This is a genomic window from Stenotrophomonas sp. PD6, assembly GCF_049199305.1.
In the GTDB taxonomy this organism is placed as follows: domain Bacteria; phylum Pseudomonadota; class Gammaproteobacteria; order Xanthomonadales; family Xanthomonadaceae; genus Stenotrophomonas.
Map to the genome: position 1 here is coordinate 470,490 of NZ_JBLZQD010000001.1, position 20,816 is coordinate 491,305.

Sequence of the window (20,816 nt, forward strand, 5' to 3'; positions counted from 1 at the left end):
CCTCAGGGCGCGTCACCATCGGCGGTATCGACCTCGGTCCAGCTGCTGTCCGGGTCGAACAGCGTCATGGCGCGTGCTTCCGCATCGGTGTCCGGGCCGAGGTCTTTTTCATAGACCTGGCCGGCATGGCTGATGGTAAAGCTCATGACGCCGCTGTCGCCGTAGCGCGCCGGCCAGGCGACCAGCGCGAAGCCGCGCGTCATGGCGCCGGCCACGGTGTAGGGATAGGCACCGCGCGGCGCGGAGGGCCCCTGTCCCAGCAGGATTTTGTAGTGATAGCCATGCCATTCGTCGTCCGGAGTCTCGCCACCGAACAGCGGCCCCAACGGGCTCTCGCCCGCCGCATCCGCCGGCCAGTACAGGCCATCGTGCTTGCCGGGGGTGCTGCGCAGCCGGGTGGCGTATTCGGGCAGTGAATCGTTGTTGCGGTCCTGCCGCGCGTACTCGCGCTGTGCATCCTGGTAAGCCAGCACGGCCTGCACCGCTTCGCGCTCGTTGCGCCCGATGCGGCGCGCACGCAGCTCCGGCGCTCCCGCGGCCAGGTCGAAGGCCCAGCCGGCGGTCTGCTTCACCAGCGGTACCGGCAGGGTCCAGCCCTCGTTGCCCACACTGAGCAGCGCGTGGTCGTTGTCGACCGGTTTGATCGCGTGACGACGCTGGTACTGGCTGATGAAGGTGTCCACGTCCTTGCGCTCGATGTCGTCGCGCGGCACGTAGTCCTGCCAGTCGGCGCCCAGCACGACGGACACCTGTTCCGGGTGCTGGTCGCGCGCCTGCAGCGCTGTCACCAGCGCGTCGGCCGCGGCGGCGGCACTGGGATAGGCCTGTTGTGCCCAAGCCGGCGCAGCCAGCAGCAGGCAGGCCACGGTCAATGCGGAAAGACGAACACTCATGGCAGATCTCCGATCAACGACGGCGCCCGCCGCCACCACCACCACGGGGAGCGGCCGGCCGGCTCATTGGCCGCCCCTGCGGGCGCGCGGCGGCGGGACGCTGCGAACTCTGCACGCTGCGATGCCCGCGATTGGCGTCGCCCATCGACTGACCGGGATTGCGCGTGCCACTGAAGGCATTCTCAGGACGACTGCCCGGCGGGCGACCGTGGTTGGCCCCGCCCTGGTTGCGGAACGCATTGTCACCGGCCTGTGCCCGCCCCTGCGCACCGGCGGGGCGCTGGCCCAGCTCACGCTGCGAGGCGCCGGCACGATCACGCGCTTCGCGGTTGCTGGTGGCCGGGGTGTCGAAACCACGCTGCTCCAGCGACTGGCGCGCACGGTCGCGGTCGGCGGCGCGCGCATCATCGCGGCCACGGTAGCCCTCGCGCTGGGCAGCGCCATTCCGGGCGCCGTCGCGCGCGCCGTCGAAGCGTTCGCGGGTGGCGCCGTCACGATACGGCACGCCATCGCGGTTGGCCGCGTTGTGCTTCCATTTGCTGTCGTTGCGGTTGATCTGGCGGTTGCTGTTGAACTCGTTGTAGCGGTTCACGTCGATATCGATATCGCCGTGCCCCCAGTCCAGGTCGCCCCACAGCGCACCGCCCACCGCCACGCCGATACCGAAGCTGAGCAGCGCGCCACCCGGGTAGTAGTACGGCGGCGGCGGGTAGTAATACGGCGGATAGGCCGGGTACGCCCAGCTGCCGTACACCACGCTGGGGTTGTAGCTGGGCACGTACACCACCTGGGGGTCGGCCGATTCGATCACGATCGTCTGCGGGGCGGACGCGGCGGCAGGCTGGGTACTGACCTTCTGCTGTTCATTGGAATCCAGGTGGCCGGCGCTCTGTGCCTGCCGGCGCAGCCGCTGCACCGCGTCCATCACCGCATCCGGCTGGGCCAGGAACGCATCGCCCATCTTCTGTACCCACGCCGGGTCCTGCCCCAGCACCGCCAGCAGCTGCGGGAACGCGACCAGCGACTGCACGCTGGGATCCCAGCTCTGGTTGGCCACCTGGCGTACCGCGTCTTCGCCCTTGGCGTCCGGATGCGCCTTCGACCACGCCACCGCGTCGGTGACATCGCCGGGATAGCTGGACGCCATCAGCACCTGGGCCAGCAACGCGTCCGGGTACAGCGCCACCGGCGCCAGCATCTGGTCCAGCTGCTCGCGCGTGAATGCGGCTTGGCCGGTCGCCGCCTTGGCGGGCGCCGGTGCGGCGACAGCATCGGGTGCAGCCGCCAGCGACGCGCACAGCAGCGCCAGCAGCAGCGTGGGCACCTTCGCCCATGTCAGGTAGGTAAGCATGCGACCTCCACTCCAATGCGCAGTGCACCCGCGGCGCGGGGTCAGGGTTTGACGCCCGCCTGTACACCCTTGTCGACCACCAGCTTGGCCACGACCTTGCGCGCCGCGCCGTTGCTGCCGCTGCCGGCATCGGGCGCAACGCCCATGCCGTCGCCGGCACGCACCCGGCCCGGGGCCAGCCCGGCGTTCTGCTGCGGGTAGTTGGCCACCGCCGCGGCGCGCTGGGTGCTCAGGCGCTGGTTGGCGGCGGCGTTGCCGGTGGAATCGGTGAAGCCCTGCAGCACCACGGCGTAGTTGTGGGTCTGCTTGGCCTTGGCGGCGAACGCATCAAGATCGCCTCGCGCCTTGGCCGAGAGCGCGGTGCTGCCCGAGGCAAAGGTCACCTCGGCCGCGTCCAGCTGCTCATAGGTGCCGAACTCATCCATGCGCTGGTTCATCGCGCCGACCTCGGCCTTGGTCGGTGCCATGCCCGCCTGGATCTGGCGGGTGGTACGCAGATCCTCGGAGCGGAACCGGATTTCGCTTGCCGCCAGCGCGTTGCCGTCGCCGCTGCCTTCCACGGTCACCGGCAGGCCCGGCGCCAGCACGCTGGCGTCGGTCTTCTCGTGGATGACATTGGTCAGTCCTTTGGTCTTCTTGTACACCGTGTCGGCAGACACGTGCACCGCGTGCGCGGTGTGGCTCTGGTCGACGACTGTGATGGTGTCGCCCTGCACGGCCGTGATGACGCCCTTGAGCTTGGTCCTGTCCGCATCCGCCGCGGCCGCGGTCAGCGCGGTGAAGGACGCCAGCAGCAACAGCATGCGGGCAGTGGCGCGGGGCAAGGTGCGCGTGGACATGGGGCGGCTCCGTCAAGGGGATGGTGGACCACGCTAGGCGGGGTCCGGCGCACCCGCAATTGGCCCTTGGGGCCATAGCCCGGCATGGCCCCAAGGGCCAATTCCAGCGCACGTGGGCGGGGACTAGCCTGCGCCCCGTAGTGGCCGCCGCGCCCGCATCGTGGCGCGCGCTCGATTCCTTCCGTCACCTCACCGGAGCCTTGCCATGAATGCCGACCCTGCCGCCCTGCCGGAACTGTCCACGGTGCTGGCCGCCGCCTCGATGCGCGCCGACCACTGGCGCCAGCTCAATGCGTACGCGCGGGCGTGGGCCGACGGGGGCACCGACAGCGGCGGGCGGCGTGCCGCCTGCGCCAACGCCCTGGCCGATCTGCGCCCCCTGGAGCAGTGCTGGGCGTATCCGGGCGAACGCCTGCTGGCGGCATTGAGCGCCGCGCTGGACGGCAACGATGCCGTGCAGTTCGCGCGTCTGGCACGCAAGCTGTCGGCGGCGATCCTGTCGGGCGATTACCGGCGCGACGAGCAGGCCTGGAACGCCGACGAGGACGGCGACCGCACCCTGCTCGACGCGGTGCCGCCGGACCTGCTCGGTGCCCCGGACAAGCCCTACTTCGAAGTGCTGATCGTTACCCCGAACGAGCCGGCACTGTGGCAGCGCGCCCGCGACGAGATGCGCGCCCTGCGCCGTGGTGATGACGCCTTCCATTACGCCGTCGCCCACGCCGGCAGTTACGAGGACGCCGCGCTGGCCGCCATGGTCAATGCGGACCTGCAGGCGGTGGTGATCGTGGATGGCTTCCGCTACGCCTCGCTGCTCGATGTACCGGATCTCAAGCAGTACCTTGCCCGCAGCCTTGGCGATGATCCCGAACCGTCTGCGGCCGGTGCGTTGTCGACGTCGCTGGCCGGCGCCATCAAGCGCTTCCGCCCCGAACTGGACCTGTACCTGCTGACCGACCGCTCGCCGGAGCGGCTTGCCGGCAGCGACGAAGCCGCGCCCCTGCGCCGCGTCTTCCACCATGTGGAAGAGCCGATGGAAGTACACCTGGCACTGCTCGATGGCATCGCCGACCGTTATGAAACGCCCTACTTCGACAATCTGAAGAAGTACGCGCTGCGTCCGATCGGCACCTTCCACGCGCTGCCGATCGCGCGCGGCAAGTCGATCTTCGGCTCGAACTGGATCCGCGACATGGGCCAGTTCTACGGGACCAACATCCTGTTCGCCGAGTCCTCCGCCACCACGGGCGGCCTGGACAGCCTGCTCGAACCCACCGGCACCATCAAGCGCGCCCAGACCGCCGCCGCGCGCGCGTTCGGCGCCAAGCGTGCCTACTTCGGCACCAACGGCACCTCCACCTCGAACAAGATCGTGGTGCAGGCCGTGTGCAAGCCGGGCGACATCGTGATCGTCGACCGCAACTGCCACAAATCACACCACTACGGCTTCGTGCTCAGCGGCGCGCAGCCCTACTACGTCGAGGCGTTCCCGCTGACCCAGTACTCGATGTACGGCGCGGTGCCGCTGCGCACCATCAAACAGGCGCTGCTGGACTGCCGCGCCGGCGGCAAGCTGGACCGGGTCAAGGTCATCGACATGACCAACTGCACTTTCGATGGCCACATGTACAACCCGCAGCGGGTGATGGAGGAATGCCTGGCGATCAAGCCGGACCTGATCTTCCTGTGGGACGAGGCCTGGTTCGGCTTCGCGCGGTTCAGCCCGCTGCACCGTCGGCGGACCGGCCTGGGTGCAGCGGCGGCACTGACCGAACGCTATCGCAGCAAGGCCTATCGCGAGCAGTACGACGCCTGGAAGGCGCGCCGGGGCGAGGTTGACCCGGGCGATCCGACCCAGCTGGACGAACACCTGCTGCCCGACCCCGACCGGGTGCGCATTCGCGTCTACCAGACCAACTCCACGCACAAGTCGATGTCCGCGTTCCGCCAGGGTTCGATGATGCTGGTGTGGGACGAGGACTTCCATGAGGTGGAAGGCCCGTTCGAAGAGGCATTCTTCGCGCACACCTCGACCTCGCCCAACCTGCAGCTGATCGCTTCGCTCGACCTGGCGCGCCGGCAGATGGAGCTGGAAGGCTATGGCCTGACCCTGAAGATGACCGACCTGGCGCTGCGCCTGCGCCGCACCATCAACAGCCATCCGTTGATCTCGAAGTACTTCCACGTGGCCACGCCGGAAGACATGATTCCGGCCGAATATCGCGCCTCCGGGCTGCGCGACTACGGTCCTCCCAATGCCAGCTGGGTGGACACCCTGCAGGCATGGAACGAAGACGAGTTCGCGCTGGACCCCACCCGCCTGACCGTGATCTGCGGCGCGGCCGGCTTCGACGGCACCCAGTTCAAGGGCCTGCTGGCCGAGCGGTTCGACATCCAGATCAACAAGACCTCGCGCAACAGCATCCTGGTCCAGACCAATATCAACAACACCCACAGCGATGCCGCGCTGCTGATCAAGGCGCTGGCCGACCTGTCGCGCGAGATCGAATCGCGGCTGGCGCAGGAGGGCGCAGGCGGGCGCCAGGTGTTCGCCGACCGGGTGCGCGCCTTGATGACCGATGTTCCCGACCTGCCCAACTTCAGCCGCTTCCATGACGCGTTCCGCGAGGCGCCGGACGGGGCCAGCAACGAAGGCCACATGCGCCCGGCCTTCTTCATGGCCTACGAAGAGGCCAACTGCGAATTCGTGCGGCTGCACAGCGAGGAGGTGGACCGACGCCTGGCCGAGGGGCCCGAGATGGTCTCGGCCAACTTCGTGATCCCCTACCCGCCGGGCTTCCCGATCATGGTGCCCGGCCAGGTCATCACCGCCGACACCATCGCCTTCATGCGCAAGCTGGACGTCAAGGAGATCCACGGCTACCACGCCGCGCAGGGAATCAAGCTGATCAAACCCGATGCGCTGGCCGGCCTGCGCGCCGGTTCCCTGCAGTGAATCGCCGTCCCCGGACAGGAGCACACCGTCATGCAAGGCTATTTCCAGTTTCTCGCTGACAATCCCTACATTCTGTTGTTCTTCACCGTCGGCATGGCGGTGCTGGTCGGCAAGTTCTCCGTCAAGGGCTATGGCCTGGGCATGGTCGCCGCTGCGGTGGTGGTCGGCTGCTCGCTCGCCACCTGGGCCTCCACCTACGGTGTGAAGCTGCAGCTGGACAACTTCGCCAAGTCGCTCTTCTACTATCTGTTCATGTACGGCGTGGGCCTGCGGGTCGGCCCCGCGTTCTTCAACAGTCTGAAGAAGGACGGCATCACCTTCACCATCCTGGCCGTTATCTGCGCGGTGCTCGGCCTGTTGCTGGTGGTGCTGATGTCCGGACTGCTCGACCTGCCGTCCGGCGCGGCCGGTGGCGTGCTGGCCGGCTCGCAGACCATGTCCGCGGCGATCGGCACCGCCGAGATGGCCGTCGAACAGGGCGCCTACAAACTGCCACCCGGCACGACTGCCGAGCAGGTGTCGGGCATGATCGCGCTCGGCTACGGCGTCACCTACATCTGGGGCACGGTGGGCATCATCCTGATCTGCAAGTACCTGCCGCGCTGGTGGGGCGTGGATGCCCGCAAGGCGGCGCGCGAATACGAGCAGGAACACGGCGTGCGCAATGTGGACGACGCCGCACTGTCCGGCTATCGCGGCGGTGGCCTGCGCGCCTACCGGCTCGACAACGCCGGCACCGCCGGGCAGAGCATCGCCGACTTCCGCCGCAGCTACCCGCAATACCGCATCGTCAACGTGCGGCGCGGCGAAGAGACGCTGGGTGCCGATCCCGGGCTGGTGCTGCTGCAGGGCGACGTGATCGCGCTGGGCGGCCGCCTGCAGGACCTTACCGCCAACATCGGCCTGCTGGGGCCGGAGGTGGATGATCCGCAGGCGCTGAACATTCCGCTGGACCAGGCCGAGATCCTGGTGACCGAGAAGGACTTCGTCGGCAAGCCGCTCAAGAGCTTCTCCGAGGAGGACTTCGCCGGGCAGCTGCAGGTGACCCGCCTGGAGCGCTCCGGCGAGCCGATTCCGGTCGGCGCGGAAACCGAACTCAAGCGCCTGGACGTGGTGTTCGTCACCGGCCTGAAGACGGCGGTGGATCGCGCCGCCGGCCTGCTCGGCAAGATCGCCCGGCCCAGCAGCGCCACCGACCTGCTCACCCTCTCGGCGGGCATGGTGCTCGGCCTGCTGATCGGCAAGATCAACGTGCCGATCGGCGACTTCTCGGTCGGGCTGGGCAACGCCGGCGGCCTGCTGCTCTCGGGCATCCTGGTCTCCTCGGTGGTGTCGCGGCTGCGCTTCTTCGGCAGCACGCCCAACGCGGCACGCAACATCCTGGAGGACCTGGGCCTGGTGACCTTCATCGCCATCGTCGGCATCAACGCCGGCGCCACCCTGCTGGAACAGTTGACCGGCGCGATCGCGATCAAGATCTTCCTGGCCGGCTTCGTCGCCAGCACCGTGCCGCCCTTCATCACCTGGGCCGTCGGCTACCACTTCTTCAAGATCAATCCGGCCGTGCTGATGGGCGGCGTGGCCGGCTCGCGCTCGCACTCCGGGCCGGCGCGCGAGGCCGCCAAGGAGATCGACAGTACCGTGCCATGGGTGGGCTTCCCGGTCGGTTACGCCGTTTCCGGCGTGCTCTACACGGTGTTTGGTTACTTCGCGATGGTGCTGTCGCACTAGGAGACCGACATGAAGGCGATCGCATGCATGCTGGCAGCGGCCGCAGCACTGCTGCCGGCCCTGGCCCGGGCGCAGGCCACCGCGCCCGGAGACGAGCCACCCGCCGACCCGCAGCCCAGTTCCACCGAACAGGGCCAGACCCCGTTGGACGAAGCCTTCGCCCCCCGCGATCGCGCCGCCTGGATCCGCGAAACACGGCGCCAGGCATGGAAAGACACCGCCTTCGACGTGCAGGCGCGCACGTTCTACCTGGATCGCGACAAGTACGACGACAGCCAGAGCAGCGCCTGGGCGCTGGGCGGTTCGGCGGGCTTCAAGACCGGCTACTTCCGCGAGCGGTTCGCCCTCGCCGCCACCGGCTACACCTCCCAGCGCCTGTACGGCCCCGACGACAAGGACGGCACGCTGCTGCTCAAGCCCGGCCAGAAGGGCTACACCGTACTGGGCGAGGCCTACGGCGAATTCCTCATCAACGAAGACACCCGGCTGAAGCTGGGCCGCTTCGGCATCGACACCCCGTACGTGAACCGCAACGATGCGCGCATGACCCCCAATACGTTCCAGGCGCTCGCCATCCAGGGCGTCTACGGGGGCGACGACGGCGCGCCACAATGGAAGTTCGGCGCCGGCTACTTCGACAAGATCAAGGAACGAAACTCGGATACCTTCGTTTCCATGGCCAAGGACGCCGGCGCCCCTGCGTGGGTCGACCGCGGCGTGTACACCCTCGGGGCCAACTATACCCAGGGCAGGCTCAGCGCCGGTGCGATCTACTACCACAGCAACGACATCATCAGCATCTTCTACACCGAGGGCAAGTACGCCATCCCCGTGGGCGACACGGCGCGGCTCAACCTGGCGCTGCAGTATTCCGACCAGGACAGCGCCGGTGACAATCTGCTGAAGGGCGACGAATTCTCCGCCCACCAGTGGGGCGGCAAGGTGGAACTGGCCTACAAGGGCGCGTTGTTCACCACCGGCTATACGCGCGCCAGCGGCGGCACCAACATGCAGAACCCGTGGAGCGGCTATCCGGGCTACACCAGCGTGCAGGTCGAAGACTTCAACCGCAGCGGCGAAGGCGCCTGGCTGCTGCGCGCCTCCTATGCCTTCCAGTCGGTCAAGGGGCTGAGCCTGTATGCGCTGTATGTGGATGGCTCGGATCCGGACGCCCCCAACGAATACGCCAAGGACGAATACAACCTCAATGCGCAATGGGCGGTGGCTGACGGGCCGCTCAAGGGCCTGATGATGCGGCTGCGCTATGCGCACGTCACCCAGAAGGGTCCGCAGTCGAGCGACCTGGACGACCTGCGCCTGCTGGTCTACTACGACCCGCCCGGCCTCTGATCCGCGCATCGTCCGGGAGGCATGAATGGACGCATTCGCATCGCTGCTGAACCGCTATCCCGAGCTTGCCGTGTACCTCTCGCTCGCGCTGGGCCACTGGTTCGGCGGCATGAAAGTGCAGGGCTTCAGCCTGGGCGGCGTCACCGGCTCGCTGCTGGCCGGGATGCTGCTGGGCTGGGCCTTCCATGTTCCGGTCGCGGCCACCGCCAAATCACTGGTGTTCCTGCTGTTCCTGTTCGGCATCGGCTACGAGGTCGGCCCGCGCTTTCTCGCCGCGATGAAGGGCGACGGCTGGCGTTATGCCGTGCTGGCGGTCTTCATGCCGGTCGTTGGCCTGATCGCCGCGTTGGTGGTCGCCTATGCGCTGAAACTGGACCCTGGGCTGGCGGCGGGCATGATGTCCGGCGCGCTCACCGAATCGCCGGCGATGGGCACGGCGACCGAGGCCATCCAGCGCCTGCCCATCGACGAGACGCTGAAGGCACGCTACCTGGCCCACGTCGGCGTCGCCGACGCGCTGTGCTACGTGGCCGGTGCGCTCGGCGTGATCCTTACCTGCAACGTGATCGGGCCGCGCCTGCTACGCGCCCGGCTGGTCGACGAAGCGCTGGCGCTGGAGCGCACGTACGGCATCGAGCGCGTGCGGGCCGGCATCGCGTCAGCCTGGCAGCCTTTCGACACCCGCGCCTACCGAATCGCCCCCGGCACCCGCATCGCCGGGCTGCGGGTCGATCAGGCCGAATGCCTGCTGCCGGGACTGCGCCTGTTCGTGTACCGCCTCCGCCGCGGCCAGGCGCTGCTCGACGCCGGGCCCGAGACCCACCTCCACGCCGGCGATCTCATCGCCATTGGTGGACCGCGCCAGGCACTGGTGAACGTCCTCGGCGATCGCGCCGAGGAGGTGGACGACCCCGAACTGCTCGACATCCCGATGGCCTCGCACCAGGTCCTGGTCAGCAGTAGAGCCTGGGCGGGACGCCGCCTGGAGGAGATCGCGCGGGCCGATGCCGTGCGCGCGGTGTTCCTGCGCACGATCCGGCGCAACGGCCAGTCCATGCCGATCGGCACGCAGACCGTGGTCGAACGCGGCGACCTGCTGGAGCTGATCGGACCCGAACCCGCGGTGGCGCGCGCCGCGGCAGAACTGGGCGAGATCATGCACGCCTCCGATGCCACCGACTTCACGGTGGTGGGCCTGGCGATTTTTCTCGGTGCGGTCTTCGGCATCATCGCGGTGGTACCGCTGGGCCAGGTCTCGGTCAGCATCGGCAGCAGCGTGGGCGCACTGCTGGGTGGCATCGCGGTCGGACACCTGCGTGCGCGCAGGCCGCTGTTCGGCCGGGTGCCCGACAGCGCCGTCAAACTCATGCAGTCTTACGGCCTGTCCGCCTTTGTGGCCATGGTCGGGCTGGGCGCCGGGCCGCACTTCGTCGCGGCCGTGCAGGAGCATGGACTGGGCCTGTTCCTTGGCGGCATTGTCGTCACCATGACCCCGCTGTTGAGCGGCCTCTGGTTCGGCCACAAGGTGCTGAAGATCCCGTCAGTGCTGCTGCTGGGCGCGATCTCCGGCGCACAGACTTTTACTGCCGCGCTCGCCGCGCTGCAGGAGCGCTCGGGCAGCTCGATCGCCGTCATCGGCTATTCCGGCTCGGTCGCCATTGCCCACGTGCTGCTGACCACGTGGGGCACGGTGATGGTGCTTGCGTTCGCATGAGCGCGGCGCGGACCTCATAGATTGCGAGGGTCCACGTGCGCCAGTTCGGCCGCGCGCACCAGCGCGGCCACCGAGCGTACGCCGAACTTCACCATGATCCGGCTTCTGTGCACCTTGGTGGTCTTCAGCGAAATGCCCAGATCGCCTGCAATCTGCTTGTTCAACCGCCCGGCGATGATGTGCGGCAGCACCTGGCGCTCGCGCGGGGTCAGGGTCAGATAGCGCTGCTCTGCACCGTGTTCGCCACTGCGGCGGGTGCGCGCGGTGGCGTCGGCATCGATCCCCCGCAGCACCGCCTCCAGCAGCACGCCGGCATCGACCGGCTTGGTCAGGAAATCCAGCGCGCCGGCGCGCATCGCGCAGGCGCAGCTGGCCACGTCGGCCTCACCGCTGACGAAGATCATGACCGGTGGCTCGCCGCGATCGCCGAGCAGGCGCTGCAGGGCCAGGCCGTCCATCCCCGGCATGTTCAGGTCCAGCACCACGCACCCGGCGCGGCTGGGGTCGTAGTGGGCAAGGAAGTCCTCGGGTGACGCGCTGAGCGCGACCTCCAACCCGTCGGCCTTCAGGGTACGTCCCAGCGCGACCAGCACGCGGGGATCATCGTCGATGATATGTACGACAGCGCTCATGGCATCACTCCAGCAAAGGAAGTTCGATACGGAAGCAGCCCCCGCCCTCCGGCAGGTTGCCGGCATGGATATCTCCCCCATGGGCCCGCAGCAGCGTGCGGCAGATCGCCAGGCCCATGCCCATGCCATTGGGCTTGGTGGTGTGGAACGGTGCAAAGATGGTTTCAAGCCGGTCCACCGCGATGCCCGGCCCGGTGTCGCGCACCTCGATGTGGATGGTGCCGGTCACCAACGTATCGGTGCGCACGGTCAGCACCCGCCGGGGACTGTCGGCCATGGCGTCGCAGGCGTTGATGATCAGGTTCAGCAGTACCTGCTGCAGCTGCACGGCGTCGCCATGGATGCGGCTGAACGGCACGGCCAGGTCCAGCCGGTACTCCACGCCGCGGTTGATCAGATCGTTGCGGATGATGCGTATCGCGTCGTGCACCAGGTCGTTGACCGTCAACGTGCCGAAGCTGCGGCATTCGCGTCGCAGCAGACCCCGCAGGCGGCTGATGACCTCGCCGGCGCGCTGGTCGTTGTCGACGATGTCCTGCAGGATCTCCCGGATTTCCGTGACATCGCCCGGGTCGCGGCGCAGGATCCGGAGCCCGGCCTGGGCATTGCTCAGGATCGCCGCGAGCGGCTGGTTGAGCTCATGGGCCATCGAGCCGGAGATCTCCCCGATCAGGGTGACCCGCGACATGTGCGCCATGCTCTCGCGCTCAAATGCCAGCTCCTTCTCGGCCCGGCGCTGCTCGGTCAGGTCGTTGACGGCGATCACCACATACAGCGTTCCATCCAGCTGAACTGTATTGAACAGCAACTCCACGGGGAACAATGCGCCACCGCCCCGCAGCGCCGTCGCGTCGTGGCAGCGGTCATGCCCGTCGGCGGGCTTGGTCCTGACGGTCTGCGACCAGCACTCGCCCGTGGCGTCCGGCAACAGCGTCGCCACCGCCGTTCCTGCCATGCTGTCGCGCGCATGGTCGAACAGCGCTGCCGCGCGATGATTCGCGTACCGTACAACGCCCTGGCGGTCGACCAGCAGCAGCGACATGGGCAGTGCATCCAGCAGTGCCCGCAGCTGCTTCTCATCGCGCGTGCCCTCACCTGCCTTGCGGCTCAACGCGACCATTCTGGCCTCCCAGCCCTGTACCCGTGCAGGAAAACGTGCATGTGGATCCTCCGGTGACTACCCCCTTCGCAACGTGATCGCCCGCATTTGATGTTCTGCCGCGCTCAGCGTGGTGGGTTGATCACCACGTATTGCACCGTGGTGCCGCTGTAGCGGGGCTGGTACCAGGTGCTGCCGCACTGCTGGTAGGCCATGCCGTCGATCACGGTGGTCACGCAGCTGGGCGGCACCGAATTGACGATGGAGCCGATCACCGCCGAGGTGATGGCCACCCCGGCGGTCACCGCGGCAGCCGTGGCGACCGGATGGTCGTCCCAGCGGTTCCAGTGGTCGTCATGGTCGTGGTAATCGACGTTCACGTTCACATTGCGATTCACGTTGCGGTCGACGTTCCGGTCTACGTTTCGGTTTACGTTGCGCTCGACATTGTGGTTCACGTTGTGGTCGCGATTGCCCATGCCGCCCTGCGGGCGCTGCACCTGACGGTTGACGTTGGTGTGCGCGCCGGCCCGTGCCGCACCGCCGCCGCGGTGGCCGTGCTGGGCCGTGGCCGGCTGGATGCCGGTGGCCAGTATCAGCACCACGCAACCGGATCCCAGCAGCAGTGCGTTTCGAATCGTCTGCAGTGCGCGCATGTCACTTCTCCTCGCCATTGTCGGGCGCCACGGCCGCCACTTCCGCAGGAGCCAGCGTGATCCGCGCGGCGTCGGCCGGCGGACTGAACTGGAACGCGGTGGTGTCCACGGGCGTCCTGGTGTTCCAGCGCAGCTGCGCGCGGTACTGCGGCTGTGCCGGGTCATCCAGAGAATTGATGATCAGCTTGCGCGGCAGCGATGTGGCCTTGGAGATCCATATCTGCCAGTCCACCTCGTCCTGCTGGAAGGCGTACTGCTCCACCGCCTCGCCGTCCACGGTGCCGCCGCCGATATGCTGCGCACTGCGGATGGCGGTCTTGGGCGCCTTGTCGGTGCCCCAAAGGAACATGTCGGCAAGCGGCATCTCGATGCCATAGCGGTTGGCGGCGTTGTCGACCAGCTCGCCCAGCGTCGCGCTCATCCCGTCCACCTGCGCGTAGTACTTCAGTCTTGGCGAGTACACGGTCAGGGTCTTGCCGTCATAGATCAGCTGGCGCAGCTGGCGGTCGCTGCGCAGCTCCAGGAACAGCTGGTTGGGCGCCTTCACCTTGTAGGTCACCACGCCATCGAGTTCGATCTTCTGGCCATCCTGCAGTACCACCTCGGTACTCGCGTCGGAGCTCAGCGAGAACTGCTTCAGCCCACGCAGCGCAGCGCCCATGCGGTCCAGCGCCGCCAGCGCCTCCGGGTCGCGCTCAGCTGCCGCCGCGCTCGCCGAGGCCGCGGCGTTTGCCGGCGCGGCCGCCAGTACAGGTCCCGCGCCCAGCGCCAGCAGCAGGCAGGTGCCGCATCCCAGCCAACGTGCGTGTGTAGCCATGAGCGTTTCTCCAGGCAGAAGCAATGGTGGACTCAGAAGCCGGCGCTGATCGACAGGCTCCAGGGGTCGCCCTCGAAGCGGTTGCGCACGCTGAACTCGCTGATGTAACGGAATGACACGTCGACGTGCTCGCCACCGGACCACTTCTTGCCATAGGTCAGCACCGGGCCCAGGCCCAGCGAACGTCCCTTGAACCCGCCCAGCCGGTCGGCAACATCACCGTCGTCGTCCTGCACCTGCTGTATCCAGCCGCCGGCCGCGCCGAAGCCCCAGCCGCTGGCGGTGCGCTTGACCAGCAGCGCGTCGGTGCGCAGCACCAGCCCGTTCTTGTACTCGGTATCGTCGTTGCGGCTGTACCAGTCCATGCCGCCCATCACGCTGAACTCCAGCGTGCCCTTCTGGAACAGGTGGGTATAGCCGACCGCAGGCGACACGGTCCAGACATTCAGCCCGGGATTGGCCAGTTTGCCCGGGGTGTACTTGGCCGTGGGCGCATAGACGTACAGCCCGAACGAGAGGTGCTGGACCGGGTCGATGTGGTAGCCGGCGATGACCGGCGCGAAGTACACGTCAAACAGGTTGGAGGCGCTGTCCGTGGTCCGCACCTGGTTGCCCAGCGGCCCCTGCAGGTTGGCGGTGACATCGGCGGTGATGTACGGCACGGTCAGCATCGAGGCGAAGTTCCACTTGCCGGTCTTCGTCGGCCAGACGTAGACGCCGGTGGCCGCGGTCAGGCTCACGTCCGCCTCCAGCCCGAGCGACACCTGCCCGGCGATCGGTGCCGGGCGGCTGCCGCGGATCTTGCCGTCGTACTGCACATAGCTCAGTGACCACTGCATCCCCGGTTCCGGCGGAATGACGCCGACATAGGAGGTGATCTGCATGGCGGTGATCGAGCGACCCAGCCCGCCCTCCACCGCGTGCGCAGGCAGCGCGGCCACCACGGCCAGCGCGCCCAGCAGGACGGCGCACACCAGACTGTGCCGACGGTAGTGGGAGATCGATGGTCCACGCATGGCAATCACCTCGTGCTGGTCTCGCATAGGGGTCAACGCTCCACGCACCGGAAGCCAACATGGCAGGTGGAGGTGTCGATGGGCTGGGCCATGCGTGCCGCCGGCCGGTAACGCCGGCAGTAATTGGGCGCGCACAGGTGCGAGCCCCCCTTCATGACCCGCCGCGGCACCGCGCTGCGGTCATTGGGGTCATGGCTGCGTTGGCGGTCGCCGCCGCGGGGATTGTCGATCGCGCAGCAGGGTTTGCTGGGGAGCTGGTCATGCTGCTGGTACCAGTCGCTGGTCCATTCCCATACGTTGCCGATCATGTCGTACAGCCCATAGCCGTTGGGGGCGTAGCTGCCCACCGGCGAGGTCCAGCGGTGGCCGTCCTCGTCCAGGCTGTTCCAGGGAAACTCGCCCTGCCAGGTATTGGCCTGGTGCCGTCCGCGGATCGTCAAGGTGTCGCCCCAGGCGAACTCACCGCTGTCGTTGCCCCCGCGCGCGGCGAACTCCCACTCCGCCTCGGTGGGCAGGTCCTTGCCGACCCACGCGGCGTAGGCCTGCGCATCGGCGTAGTTGAGGTGCACCACGGGATGGTCATCCAGGCCATCCAGGCCGGTGAACGGTCCGCGCGGATGGCGCCAGTCGGCGCCGGCAATGTAGTGCCACCAGTTGTGCGTGTTGGACATATCCACCGGATGCGACGGCTGCACGAACACCACCGACGAGGGCACCAGCAGCGCGGGGTCCGCGCCCGGATAGTCGCGCGGGTCGGCCGGTCGCTCGGCGGCCGTTACGTATCCGGTGGCGCGGACGAAGCGCGAAAACTCGCGGTTGGTCACCGGATAGCGATCGATCCGGAACGGCGCCACCCGCACTTTGTGCGCGGGCCGCTCTTCCGGATAGTGGTCATTGGAGCCCATCAGGAACAGGCCTCCGTCGAGCTCGATCATCGTGTCGGCAACGGCACTCATGCAGTCCTCTCCGTGGCGGCGCTGTTCATCCGAACGGCGCCAGGTTGAAGGTCATTCCCGCGATCGCGAACACACCCAGCAGCCACAGCAGCCCGGCCGTGATGAGGGTCAGCGATACCGGGTAGTGGCTCTCGCCGTGGATCAACCCCTCACCGATCATCAGCTGGCGCTCGGCCCGCAGGCCCTGCATGTAGCGGAGGTGGTAGACGATGCCCAGCGTCAACAGCACCAGCCCCAGCGCCACCAGCGCCACACCGAAGTTGCGCGGCGCATGCGGGCGCAACGTGGTACCGGGCACCTCCAGCATGTGGCCGAAGAACTGGTAGATGGTGAAGCCGAAGCCGATCAGCGACAGCGCGGTGCGGATGATCGACATCAACGTCCGGTCGGCGCTCATGCGCGTGCGCTGGAACGACATGCCGGTACGCCGCGACGACAGCTCCAGCGACGCCGCGTCGGAGCTGCCCAGCGTCTGCTCGGCCTGCTTGAGGGTGATCGCGCGCTCCGAGAGCGCCCGCGCAGGATCATTTTCGGTCATGGAGGGGTCCCCAACAAACGCCGGAACAGCCGGTTGAACGGCCCGCGCAGGATCACGTACGGCACCAGTCCCAACACCACCGCGAGCACGAAGGCCTCCAGCGGGTACTTGAAACCGCCGAACGTGCGAATCTGGTAGATCAGGTCCATCACCACGCCCAGCAGCAGGATGCGCATGGTGGCGGTGACGCCTTCGCGCCAGCTGACCAGGCGGTCATGCGCGCTGCTGTGTGCCATCAACCATGCATACGGCGGCTTGCCGGCACGTGCGTCGCGCCGCCCGTCGATGAGCGCGGTGATCAGCGCCATGGTGGGCTGCAGAAAGAAGCGAAAGGTCATCGGACCGTCGGTGCGAGCGATCATGTCCGTCCAGAAGCGGCTCAGAAAGTCGATGGCCAGGAGCATTGCCAGGTTCCTTGCGACAGGTGCCCAGCTTGGCGGCCACCGTCACGGCGCACATCGGGATAGGTACTGCACCGGCATCAGTATTTTTACTGCGCCAGGCACCACCGCAGCCGGGGGTATGCTCGCTGCGCCCCCCTTTCCCTGCGCGGCGCCGTGGCATGACCCAGGAAAGCTATTCATTGATGCGCGGTGGGCTGGTGCACCGGCTGCTGCATGCCAGCGGGGCATTGCGCGGCCGCCGGCTGTCATGGTGGCTGGCCAGCACGCTGGTCGCGCTCAGCCTGCTGCCGATGCTGCTGCTGACACATGCCGCGGGCATGCTCTGGCCCCGTCCACACGCCATGGCCCTGCTCGGCGACTACGCCACCCTGGCCAGGTTGCTGCTGGCACTGCCCCTGCTGATCCTGGCCGCGCCGCGTGCCGACGCGCTGCTGCGGAATGCGCTGCGCCAGCTCAGCCATGCCAGCCTGGTGCCGCCACACCGGCAGCCGCGCCTGCAGGCGCTACTGTCACGCGTCCGCCGTTGTCGCGACAGCTGGTGGCCGGAGCTGGCCTGCATCGTGGTCGCGCTGGCGCCGCTTTACGTGCATGGGGGCGTCGTCAGCCTGCTGCCCGGCATCCCGGACTGGCGCCTGCAGGGCGACACCCTCACCCCGGCCGGCCAGTGGAGCGCCTGGGTGGGCATGCCGCTGTTCCGGTTGGTGGCGCTGCTGTGGCTGTGGCGCTTCGTGCTGTGGGCGATGCTGCTGTGGCGCCTGCCGTCGGTCGGCCTGGTGCTGCACGCCGAGCACCCGGACCGCACCGGCGGCCTCGCGTTCCTCGGCCTCGCGCAGGAGCGTTTCAGCGTCCTCGCCGCCGCAGGCGGGCTGCTGCTGGCCGGCGCATGCCTCAACCAGATCACCTACCTGGGCGAAACGCTGTACGGCCTGCGCCATCTGCTGGCCGGCTACGTGGTGGGCGTCACCCTACTGCTGGTGGCGCCGCTTCTTCTGCTCGCGCCGTCGCTGATCCGCGCGCGACGCCATGCGCTGTCCCGCTTCGACGCACTGGGCAACCGCGCCGCGAACGTGTTCGAGGAACGCTGGCAGGCCGCCAGCGAGGTCACCGCCGGTGCCGAGTCGCTGCTCGACCATAACGACGCCTCGGCCTATGCGGACTTCAGCGGGGTTTACCAGGGTGTCGTGGCCATGTCGGTGATCCCGGTGACGCGCTGGAACCTGCTGTGGATCGCACTGCCCGCCGCGCTGCCGCTGCTGCCGCTGGTGCTGCTGGCCATGTCGGTGGACGAACTGGTCGCCAAGCTGTTCGGGATGCTGGTCTGAACGAGACCCGGACAGGACCTACAGCGAGCGCGACACGAACGGCTCACCGCGCAGCGCGGCCATCACGGCCAGCGCCAGGTCATCGCCGGCGTCGGATTTGAGCACGTAGCTGCACGGCCCCAGCGCCATCGCCTGGTCGACCATCTGCGGCTCGGAATGCACGGTGATGAACACCACGCCCAGCACCGGGCGCTGCAGGCGCAACCGTCGCGCCGCCTCCAGCCCGTTGATCTCGGGCATGGCGATATCGGTCACCACCACATCGGGCAACATGCTCTGGGCCGCCTTGACCAGCGACGCGCCGTCCTGCACCAGTCCGATCACCTCGAACTGCTCCGAAAGCAAGCCACGCAGCTGGCGCCCCATGGCAGAGCCATCTTCGGCCAGCAGCACACGGACAGCATTCATGGTTCCCGCCAGGTCGACGCGTGCCCTGATGGTGTGCCGCCGCGCAGCCCGTAACAAGGGAAAAACAACCGACCCCGGGCAAGTAAATCTACTTGCCCGGGGTAAGTGTGCCAGGCGCCGTTAGTGCCGTATCAGCCCTTCCTGCTCGGCCTTGCGCACCAGTTCCAGCGTGCCGTGCACGCCGAGTTCCTGCATGATGGCGTACTTGTGCGACTCGATGGTGCGCACCGACACGCCCAGCTCGAACGCGATCTGCTTGGAGCGCAGCCCGCGCGCCACGTACTCCAGGATGCGCAGCTGCTTGTCGGTCAACATGTACTGGTGCCGGCTGGCGCTGGTAATGGCGTCGGCCGCCAGCGACGGCGTCACGTAGGTGTTGCCGCCCATCACCCCGTTGAGGGCGCGCACCAGTTCATCGCCCGCCGCGCTCTTGAGCACATAGCCGCGTGCCCCGGCGCGGATCGCCTCGGCCGCCATGCTCGATTCGTCGTGCATGGTCAAAAACACCACCGGCATGACGTAGCCTTCTTCGCGCAGGCGACGCAATGCCTGGATGCCACTCAGCCCCGGCATGCTGATATCGGCCACCACCACGTCGGGCGGGTCGCGCCGGACCGCCTCTACCAGCGCGTCTCCGGACGACACCAACTCGATCGAATCGAACTGGTCTTCCAACAGATGCTCGATGCCCTGCGCCACCACGCGGTGGTCGTCAGCGAGCACTACCCTGCGATACCGGCTCTCCGCCGTCGAATACGAAACCTGCATTTCGTCGTCTCCCGTGGCATCAATCGTCCCCTGATTGAAGTGCTCTGCGGACCGGCAGCGCGCCAGCCCTGCACAACGGCTCGACCATGCGTCCCCCATCGTGATGGCACCGTGATGCCGGCGCTACGTGTGATCGCCGTCCGCAACCGTTCAGGCCCGCAGCGTCTCGCGGGGGCTTTCGCCGAACACATCGCGGTACATGACCGAGAACCGCCCCAGGTGGGCGAAGCCGAACCGGGTGGCGATTTCGGTCACGCCGACGCTCCCCCGCGCGTGCAGCAGCGCGCTGCGGGCCAGGTTCAGCCGGGCCATCTGGTGCCAGTGGCAGGGCCCGTGACCGTAGACGTCACGGAACAGCCGCTCCAACTGCCGCTCGCCGACGCCCAGCGTGGCCGACAGCGCCCGGCTGTCATACACGCTCTCCAACTGGGTCCGCAGGTATTCCTCCGCCTGCCGCACGATCGCGTCGCGTCGGCGCTCGGTACAGCTGCTCAGGCCACGCCGTTCGGGCCCGCCATCGGCCGCCGCCACCGCGTCAATGAACACGCCGAGCAGCAGGCTGGCCTGCGCCGTCAACTGCTCGGGGGACACCAGCCCCTCCCAGTCCGCGGCCTCCTGCAGCACCTTGAACACGCCCTCGCGCAGGTTGCGTGCGTCCCGAGGCGCAGCCGGCCGGCTGCACCACCCCGCCCGTGGCAGGCGCAACTCACGGCCCAGCCGGGCGGCCGCTTCCCGCTGCAGCACCTCGCGTGGAATCAACAGCACGGCCCACTGCCATCCACCCGGACTGGGGCGCACGTTCAACTCGCTGTCCTCGGCGAACACCATCACCTGCCCGGCCGCTATCCAGCGCCCGTTCGCCCACATGGGCTGCGCGCAGGTCACCGCCAGCGCGAGCGCGATCATGCCTTGGCCGAAGCTGCCGCTGGCGAAGATGGGCAGCGTGTACGCCCCGCTGTCCAGACTGAATTCCGGAAACACCAGGCGCTGGACGCAGGCGCGAAAATGACCGGCCGACAGCAGCCGCTGCTCGAAACGCGTGTCTCGCACTACCCCCAGCAATGCATCCGCGTCGAAGCCATCGACGACGAAGCGGCTGTAGGGGGAAATCGGTTCGTCCATTGCCAACTCCCGCGGTCAGTCGGAATGTGGATAGCGCGTACCTGCTCAACCTGTTCTCATCGGCGCGATTGTGCGGCCCATGCGGCGCGGCGACAAGCCGGGTCCGTGGGCTGGCCAGATGACCGCCCGCAGCACGTTGCTCACCAGATACGCCGTCCCACCTTGTAGCCCCGCGATCGCACGATGCGCTCCGGTGGCCTACCGCCGAGGTGATTAGTGCAGGCCAGCAGCCAGGTGAACCGGG

The 20,816-nt window shown here is 67.9% G+C and carries 19 protein-coding genes; 5 read left to right on the plus strand and 14 right to left on the minus strand.

Going from position 1 to position 20,816, the window contains the following annotated elements; translation table 11 throughout:
* Positions 1-2: 2 nt before the first annotated feature.
* Genes ACOZHM_RS01870 through ACOZHM_RS01880 form a run of 3 tightly spaced genes read right to left on the minus strand, consistent with a single transcriptional unit; the run spans position 3 to position 3,083 of the window.
* Positions 3-893, minus strand: coding sequence for a DUF2950 domain-containing protein (locus ACOZHM_RS01870; RefSeq protein ID WP_421567247.1), 891 nt, complete (start codon positions 891-893; stop codon positions 3-5).
* Positions 894-906: 13 nt separating this feature from the next.
* Positions 907-2,244 carry a DUF3300 domain-containing protein gene (locus tag ACOZHM_RS01875; RefSeq protein WP_421567248.1) on the minus strand — a complete coding sequence of 446 codons (1,338 nt, stop codon included), beginning with the start codon at positions 2,242-2,244 and terminating at the stop codon, positions 907-909.
* Positions 2,245-2,285: 41 nt separating this feature from the next.
* Positions 2,286-3,083, minus strand: a complete 798-nt coding sequence (locus tag ACOZHM_RS01880; RefSeq protein WP_421567249.1) for an OmpA family protein — start codon at positions 3,081-3,083, stop codon at positions 2,286-2,288.
* 205 nt (positions 3,084-3,288) lie between these two features.
* Here ACOZHM_RS01880 and ACOZHM_RS01885 point away from each other — a divergent pair, with 205 nt between their 5' ends.
* The 4 genes from ACOZHM_RS01885 to ACOZHM_RS01900 are packed head-to-tail and all read left to right on the plus strand — an operon-like array spanning position 3,289 to position 10,834.
* Positions 3,289-6,039 carry a hypothetical protein gene (locus tag ACOZHM_RS01885; protein ID WP_421567250.1) on the plus strand — a complete coding sequence of 917 codons (2,751 nt, stop codon included), beginning with the start codon at positions 3,289-3,291 and terminating at the stop codon, positions 6,037-6,039.
* Between the two features lie 30 nt (positions 6,040-6,069).
* Positions 6,070-7,770 (plus strand): aspartate:alanine exchanger family transporter, encoded by a 1,701-nt coding sequence (locus ACOZHM_RS01890; RefSeq protein WP_421567251.1) that lies wholly within the window; start codon positions 6,070-6,072, stop codon positions 7,768-7,770.
* Between the two features lie 9 nt (positions 7,771-7,779).
* Positions 7,780-9,120 carry an OprD family outer membrane porin gene (locus ACOZHM_RS01895; protein WP_421567252.1) on the plus strand — a complete coding sequence of 447 codons (1,341 nt, stop codon included), beginning with the start codon at positions 7,780-7,782 and terminating at the stop codon, positions 9,118-9,120.
* A gap of 25 nt (positions 9,121-9,145) precedes the next feature.
* The gene (locus tag ACOZHM_RS01900) at positions 9,146-10,834 is read left to right on the plus strand and encodes a hypothetical protein (protein ID WP_421567253.1); all 1,689 of its coding nucleotides are present in this window, start codon (positions 9,146-9,148) and stop codon (positions 10,832-10,834) included.
* Positions 10,835-10,848: 14 nt separating this feature from the next.
* Here the strand turns inward: ACOZHM_RS01900 and ACOZHM_RS01905 are convergent, their stop codons facing one another.
* The 8 genes from ACOZHM_RS01905 to ACOZHM_RS01940 form a co-directional block, all read right to left on the minus strand.
* Positions 10,849-11,466 (minus strand): response regulator transcription factor, encoded by a 618-nt coding sequence (locus tag ACOZHM_RS01905; RefSeq protein WP_421567254.1) that lies wholly within the window; start codon positions 11,464-11,466, stop codon positions 10,849-10,851.
* 4 nt (positions 11,467-11,470) lie between these two features.
* On the minus strand, positions 11,471-12,586 hold the full coding sequence (locus ACOZHM_RS01910) for a sensor histidine kinase (protein ID WP_421567255.1): 1,116 nt from the start codon (positions 12,584-12,586) through the stop codon (positions 11,471-11,473).
* A 104-nt stretch (positions 12,587-12,690) separates the two neighbouring features.
* Positions 12,691-13,221 carry a hypothetical protein gene (locus ACOZHM_RS01915; RefSeq protein ID WP_421567256.1) on the minus strand — a complete coding sequence of 177 codons (531 nt, stop codon included), beginning with the start codon at positions 13,219-13,221 and terminating at the stop codon, positions 12,691-12,693.
* Position 13,222: 1 nt separating this feature from the next.
* On the minus strand, positions 13,223-14,038 hold the full coding sequence (locus ACOZHM_RS01920) for a DUF2092 domain-containing protein (protein WP_421567257.1): 816 nt from the start codon (positions 14,036-14,038) through the stop codon (positions 13,223-13,225).
* Positions 14,039-14,070: 32 nt separating this feature from the next.
* Positions 14,071-15,054, minus strand: coding sequence for a SphA family protein (locus tag ACOZHM_RS01925; protein ID WP_421567258.1), 984 nt, complete (start codon positions 15,052-15,054; stop codon positions 14,071-14,073).
* Positions 15,055-15,086: 32 nt separating this feature from the next.
* Positions 15,087-16,010: a formylglycine-generating enzyme family protein gene (locus tag ACOZHM_RS01930; protein WP_421567259.1), complete on the minus strand. Its 924-nt coding sequence runs from the start codon at positions 16,008-16,010 to the stop codon at positions 15,087-15,089.
* A 25-nt stretch (positions 16,011-16,035) separates the two neighbouring features.
* On the minus strand, positions 16,036-16,548 hold the full coding sequence (locus tag ACOZHM_RS01935; RefSeq protein ID WP_421567260.1) for a DUF202 domain-containing protein: 513 nt from the start codon (positions 16,546-16,548) through the stop codon (positions 16,036-16,038).
* Positions 16,545-16,952, minus strand: a complete 408-nt coding sequence (locus tag ACOZHM_RS01940; protein ID WP_421567261.1) for a hypothetical protein — start codon at positions 16,950-16,952, stop codon at positions 16,545-16,547. The genes ACOZHM_RS01935 and ACOZHM_RS01940 overlap by 4 nt, the downstream gene beginning before the upstream one ends.
* Before the next feature lie 158 nt (positions 16,953-17,110).
* Here ACOZHM_RS01940 and ACOZHM_RS01945 point away from each other — a divergent pair, with 158 nt between their 5' ends.
* Positions 17,111-18,274 (plus strand): hypothetical protein, encoded by a 1,164-nt coding sequence (locus tag ACOZHM_RS01945; protein WP_421567262.1) that lies wholly within the window; start codon positions 17,111-17,113, stop codon positions 18,272-18,274.
* A gap of 18 nt (positions 18,275-18,292) precedes the next feature.
* On the opposite strand, the gene ACOZHM_RS01950 is transcribed toward ACOZHM_RS01945, so the two are convergent.
* The 3 genes from ACOZHM_RS01950 to ACOZHM_RS01960 all read right to left on the minus strand — a co-directional run bounded on the left by ACOZHM_RS01950 (position 18,293) and on the right by ACOZHM_RS01960 (position 20,572).
* Entirely contained in the window at positions 18,293-18,682 is a 390-nt protein-coding gene (locus tag ACOZHM_RS01950) for a response regulator (RefSeq protein WP_421567263.1), read from the minus strand.
* A gap of 120 nt (positions 18,683-18,802) precedes the next feature.
* A complete protein-coding gene (locus tag ACOZHM_RS01955) occupies positions 18,803-19,450 on the minus strand; it encodes a response regulator (RefSeq protein ID WP_421567264.1) in 648 nt (215 codons plus the stop codon).
* A gap of 150 nt (positions 19,451-19,600) precedes the next feature.
* A complete protein-coding gene (locus ACOZHM_RS01960; RefSeq protein ID WP_421567265.1) occupies positions 19,601-20,572 on the minus strand; it encodes a helix-turn-helix domain-containing protein in 972 nt (323 codons plus the stop codon).
* Positions 20,573-20,816: the final 244 nt, after the last annotated feature.

Excerpts from the sequence above, each read along its gene's own strand:
- ACOZHM_RS01900 (WP_421567253.1), top strand. The coding sequence starts at position 9,146 with ATGGACGCATTCGCATCGCTGCTGAACCGCTATCCCGAGCTTGCCGTG.
- ACOZHM_RS01945 (WP_421567262.1), top strand. The coding sequence starts at position 17,111 with ATGACCCAGGAAAGCTATTCATTGATGCGCGGTGGGCTGGTGCACCGG.
- ACOZHM_RS01910 (WP_421567255.1), bottom strand. The coding sequence starts at position 12,586 with ATGGTCGCGTTGAGCCGCAAGGCAGGTGAGGGCACGCGCGATGAGAAG.
- ACOZHM_RS01875 (WP_421567248.1), bottom strand. The coding sequence starts at position 2,244 with ATGCTTACCTACCTGACATGGGCGAAGGTGCCCACGCTGCTGCTGGCG.
- ACOZHM_RS01890 (WP_421567251.1), top strand. The coding sequence starts at position 6,070 with ATGCAAGGCTATTTCCAGTTTCTCGCTGACAATCCCTACATTCTGTTG.
- ACOZHM_RS01930 (WP_421567259.1), bottom strand. The coding sequence starts at position 16,010 with ATGAGTGCCGTTGCCGACACGATGATCGAGCTCGACGGAGGCCTGTTC.
- ACOZHM_RS01935 (WP_421567260.1), bottom strand. The coding sequence starts at position 16,548 with ATGACCGAAAATGATCCTGCGCGGGCGCTCTCGGAGCGCGCGATCACC.
- ACOZHM_RS01955 (WP_421567264.1), bottom strand. The coding sequence starts at position 19,450 with ATGCAGGTTTCGTATTCGACGGCGGAGAGCCGGTATCGCAGGGTAGTG.
- ACOZHM_RS01940 (WP_421567261.1), bottom strand. The coding sequence starts at position 16,952 with ATGCTCCTGGCCATCGACTTTCTGAGCCGCTTCTGGACGGACATGATC.
- ACOZHM_RS01870 (WP_421567247.1), bottom strand. The coding sequence starts at position 893 with ATGAGTGTTCGTCTTTCCGCATTGACCGTGGCCTGCCTGCTGCTGGCT.
- ACOZHM_RS01880 (WP_421567249.1), bottom strand. The coding sequence starts at position 3,083 with ATGTCCACGCGCACCTTGCCCCGCGCCACTGCCCGCATGCTGTTGCTG.
- ACOZHM_RS01915 (WP_421567256.1), bottom strand. The coding sequence starts at position 13,221 with ATGCGCGCACTGCAGACGATTCGAAACGCACTGCTGCTGGGATCCGGT.
- ACOZHM_RS01920 (WP_421567257.1), bottom strand. The coding sequence starts at position 14,038 with ATGGCTACACACGCACGTTGGCTGGGATGCGGCACCTGCCTGCTGCTG.
- ACOZHM_RS01925 (WP_421567258.1), bottom strand. The coding sequence starts at position 15,054 with ATGCGTGGACCATCGATCTCCCACTACCGTCGGCACAGTCTGGTGTGC.
- ACOZHM_RS01950 (WP_421567263.1), bottom strand. The coding sequence starts at position 18,682 with ATGAATGCTGTCCGTGTGCTGCTGGCCGAAGATGGCTCTGCCATGGGG.
- ACOZHM_RS01905 (WP_421567254.1), bottom strand. The coding sequence starts at position 11,466 with ATGAGCGCTGTCGTACATATCATCGACGATGATCCCCGCGTGCTGGTC.
- ACOZHM_RS01895 (WP_421567252.1), top strand. The coding sequence starts at position 7,780 with ATGAAGGCGATCGCATGCATGCTGGCAGCGGCCGCAGCACTGCTGCCG.
- ACOZHM_RS01885 (WP_421567250.1), top strand. The coding sequence starts at position 3,289 with ATGAATGCCGACCCTGCCGCCCTGCCGGAACTGTCCACGGTGCTGGCC.
- ACOZHM_RS01960 (WP_421567265.1), bottom strand. The coding sequence starts at position 20,572 with ATGGACGAACCGATTTCCCCCTACAGCCGCTTCGTCGTCGATGGCTTC.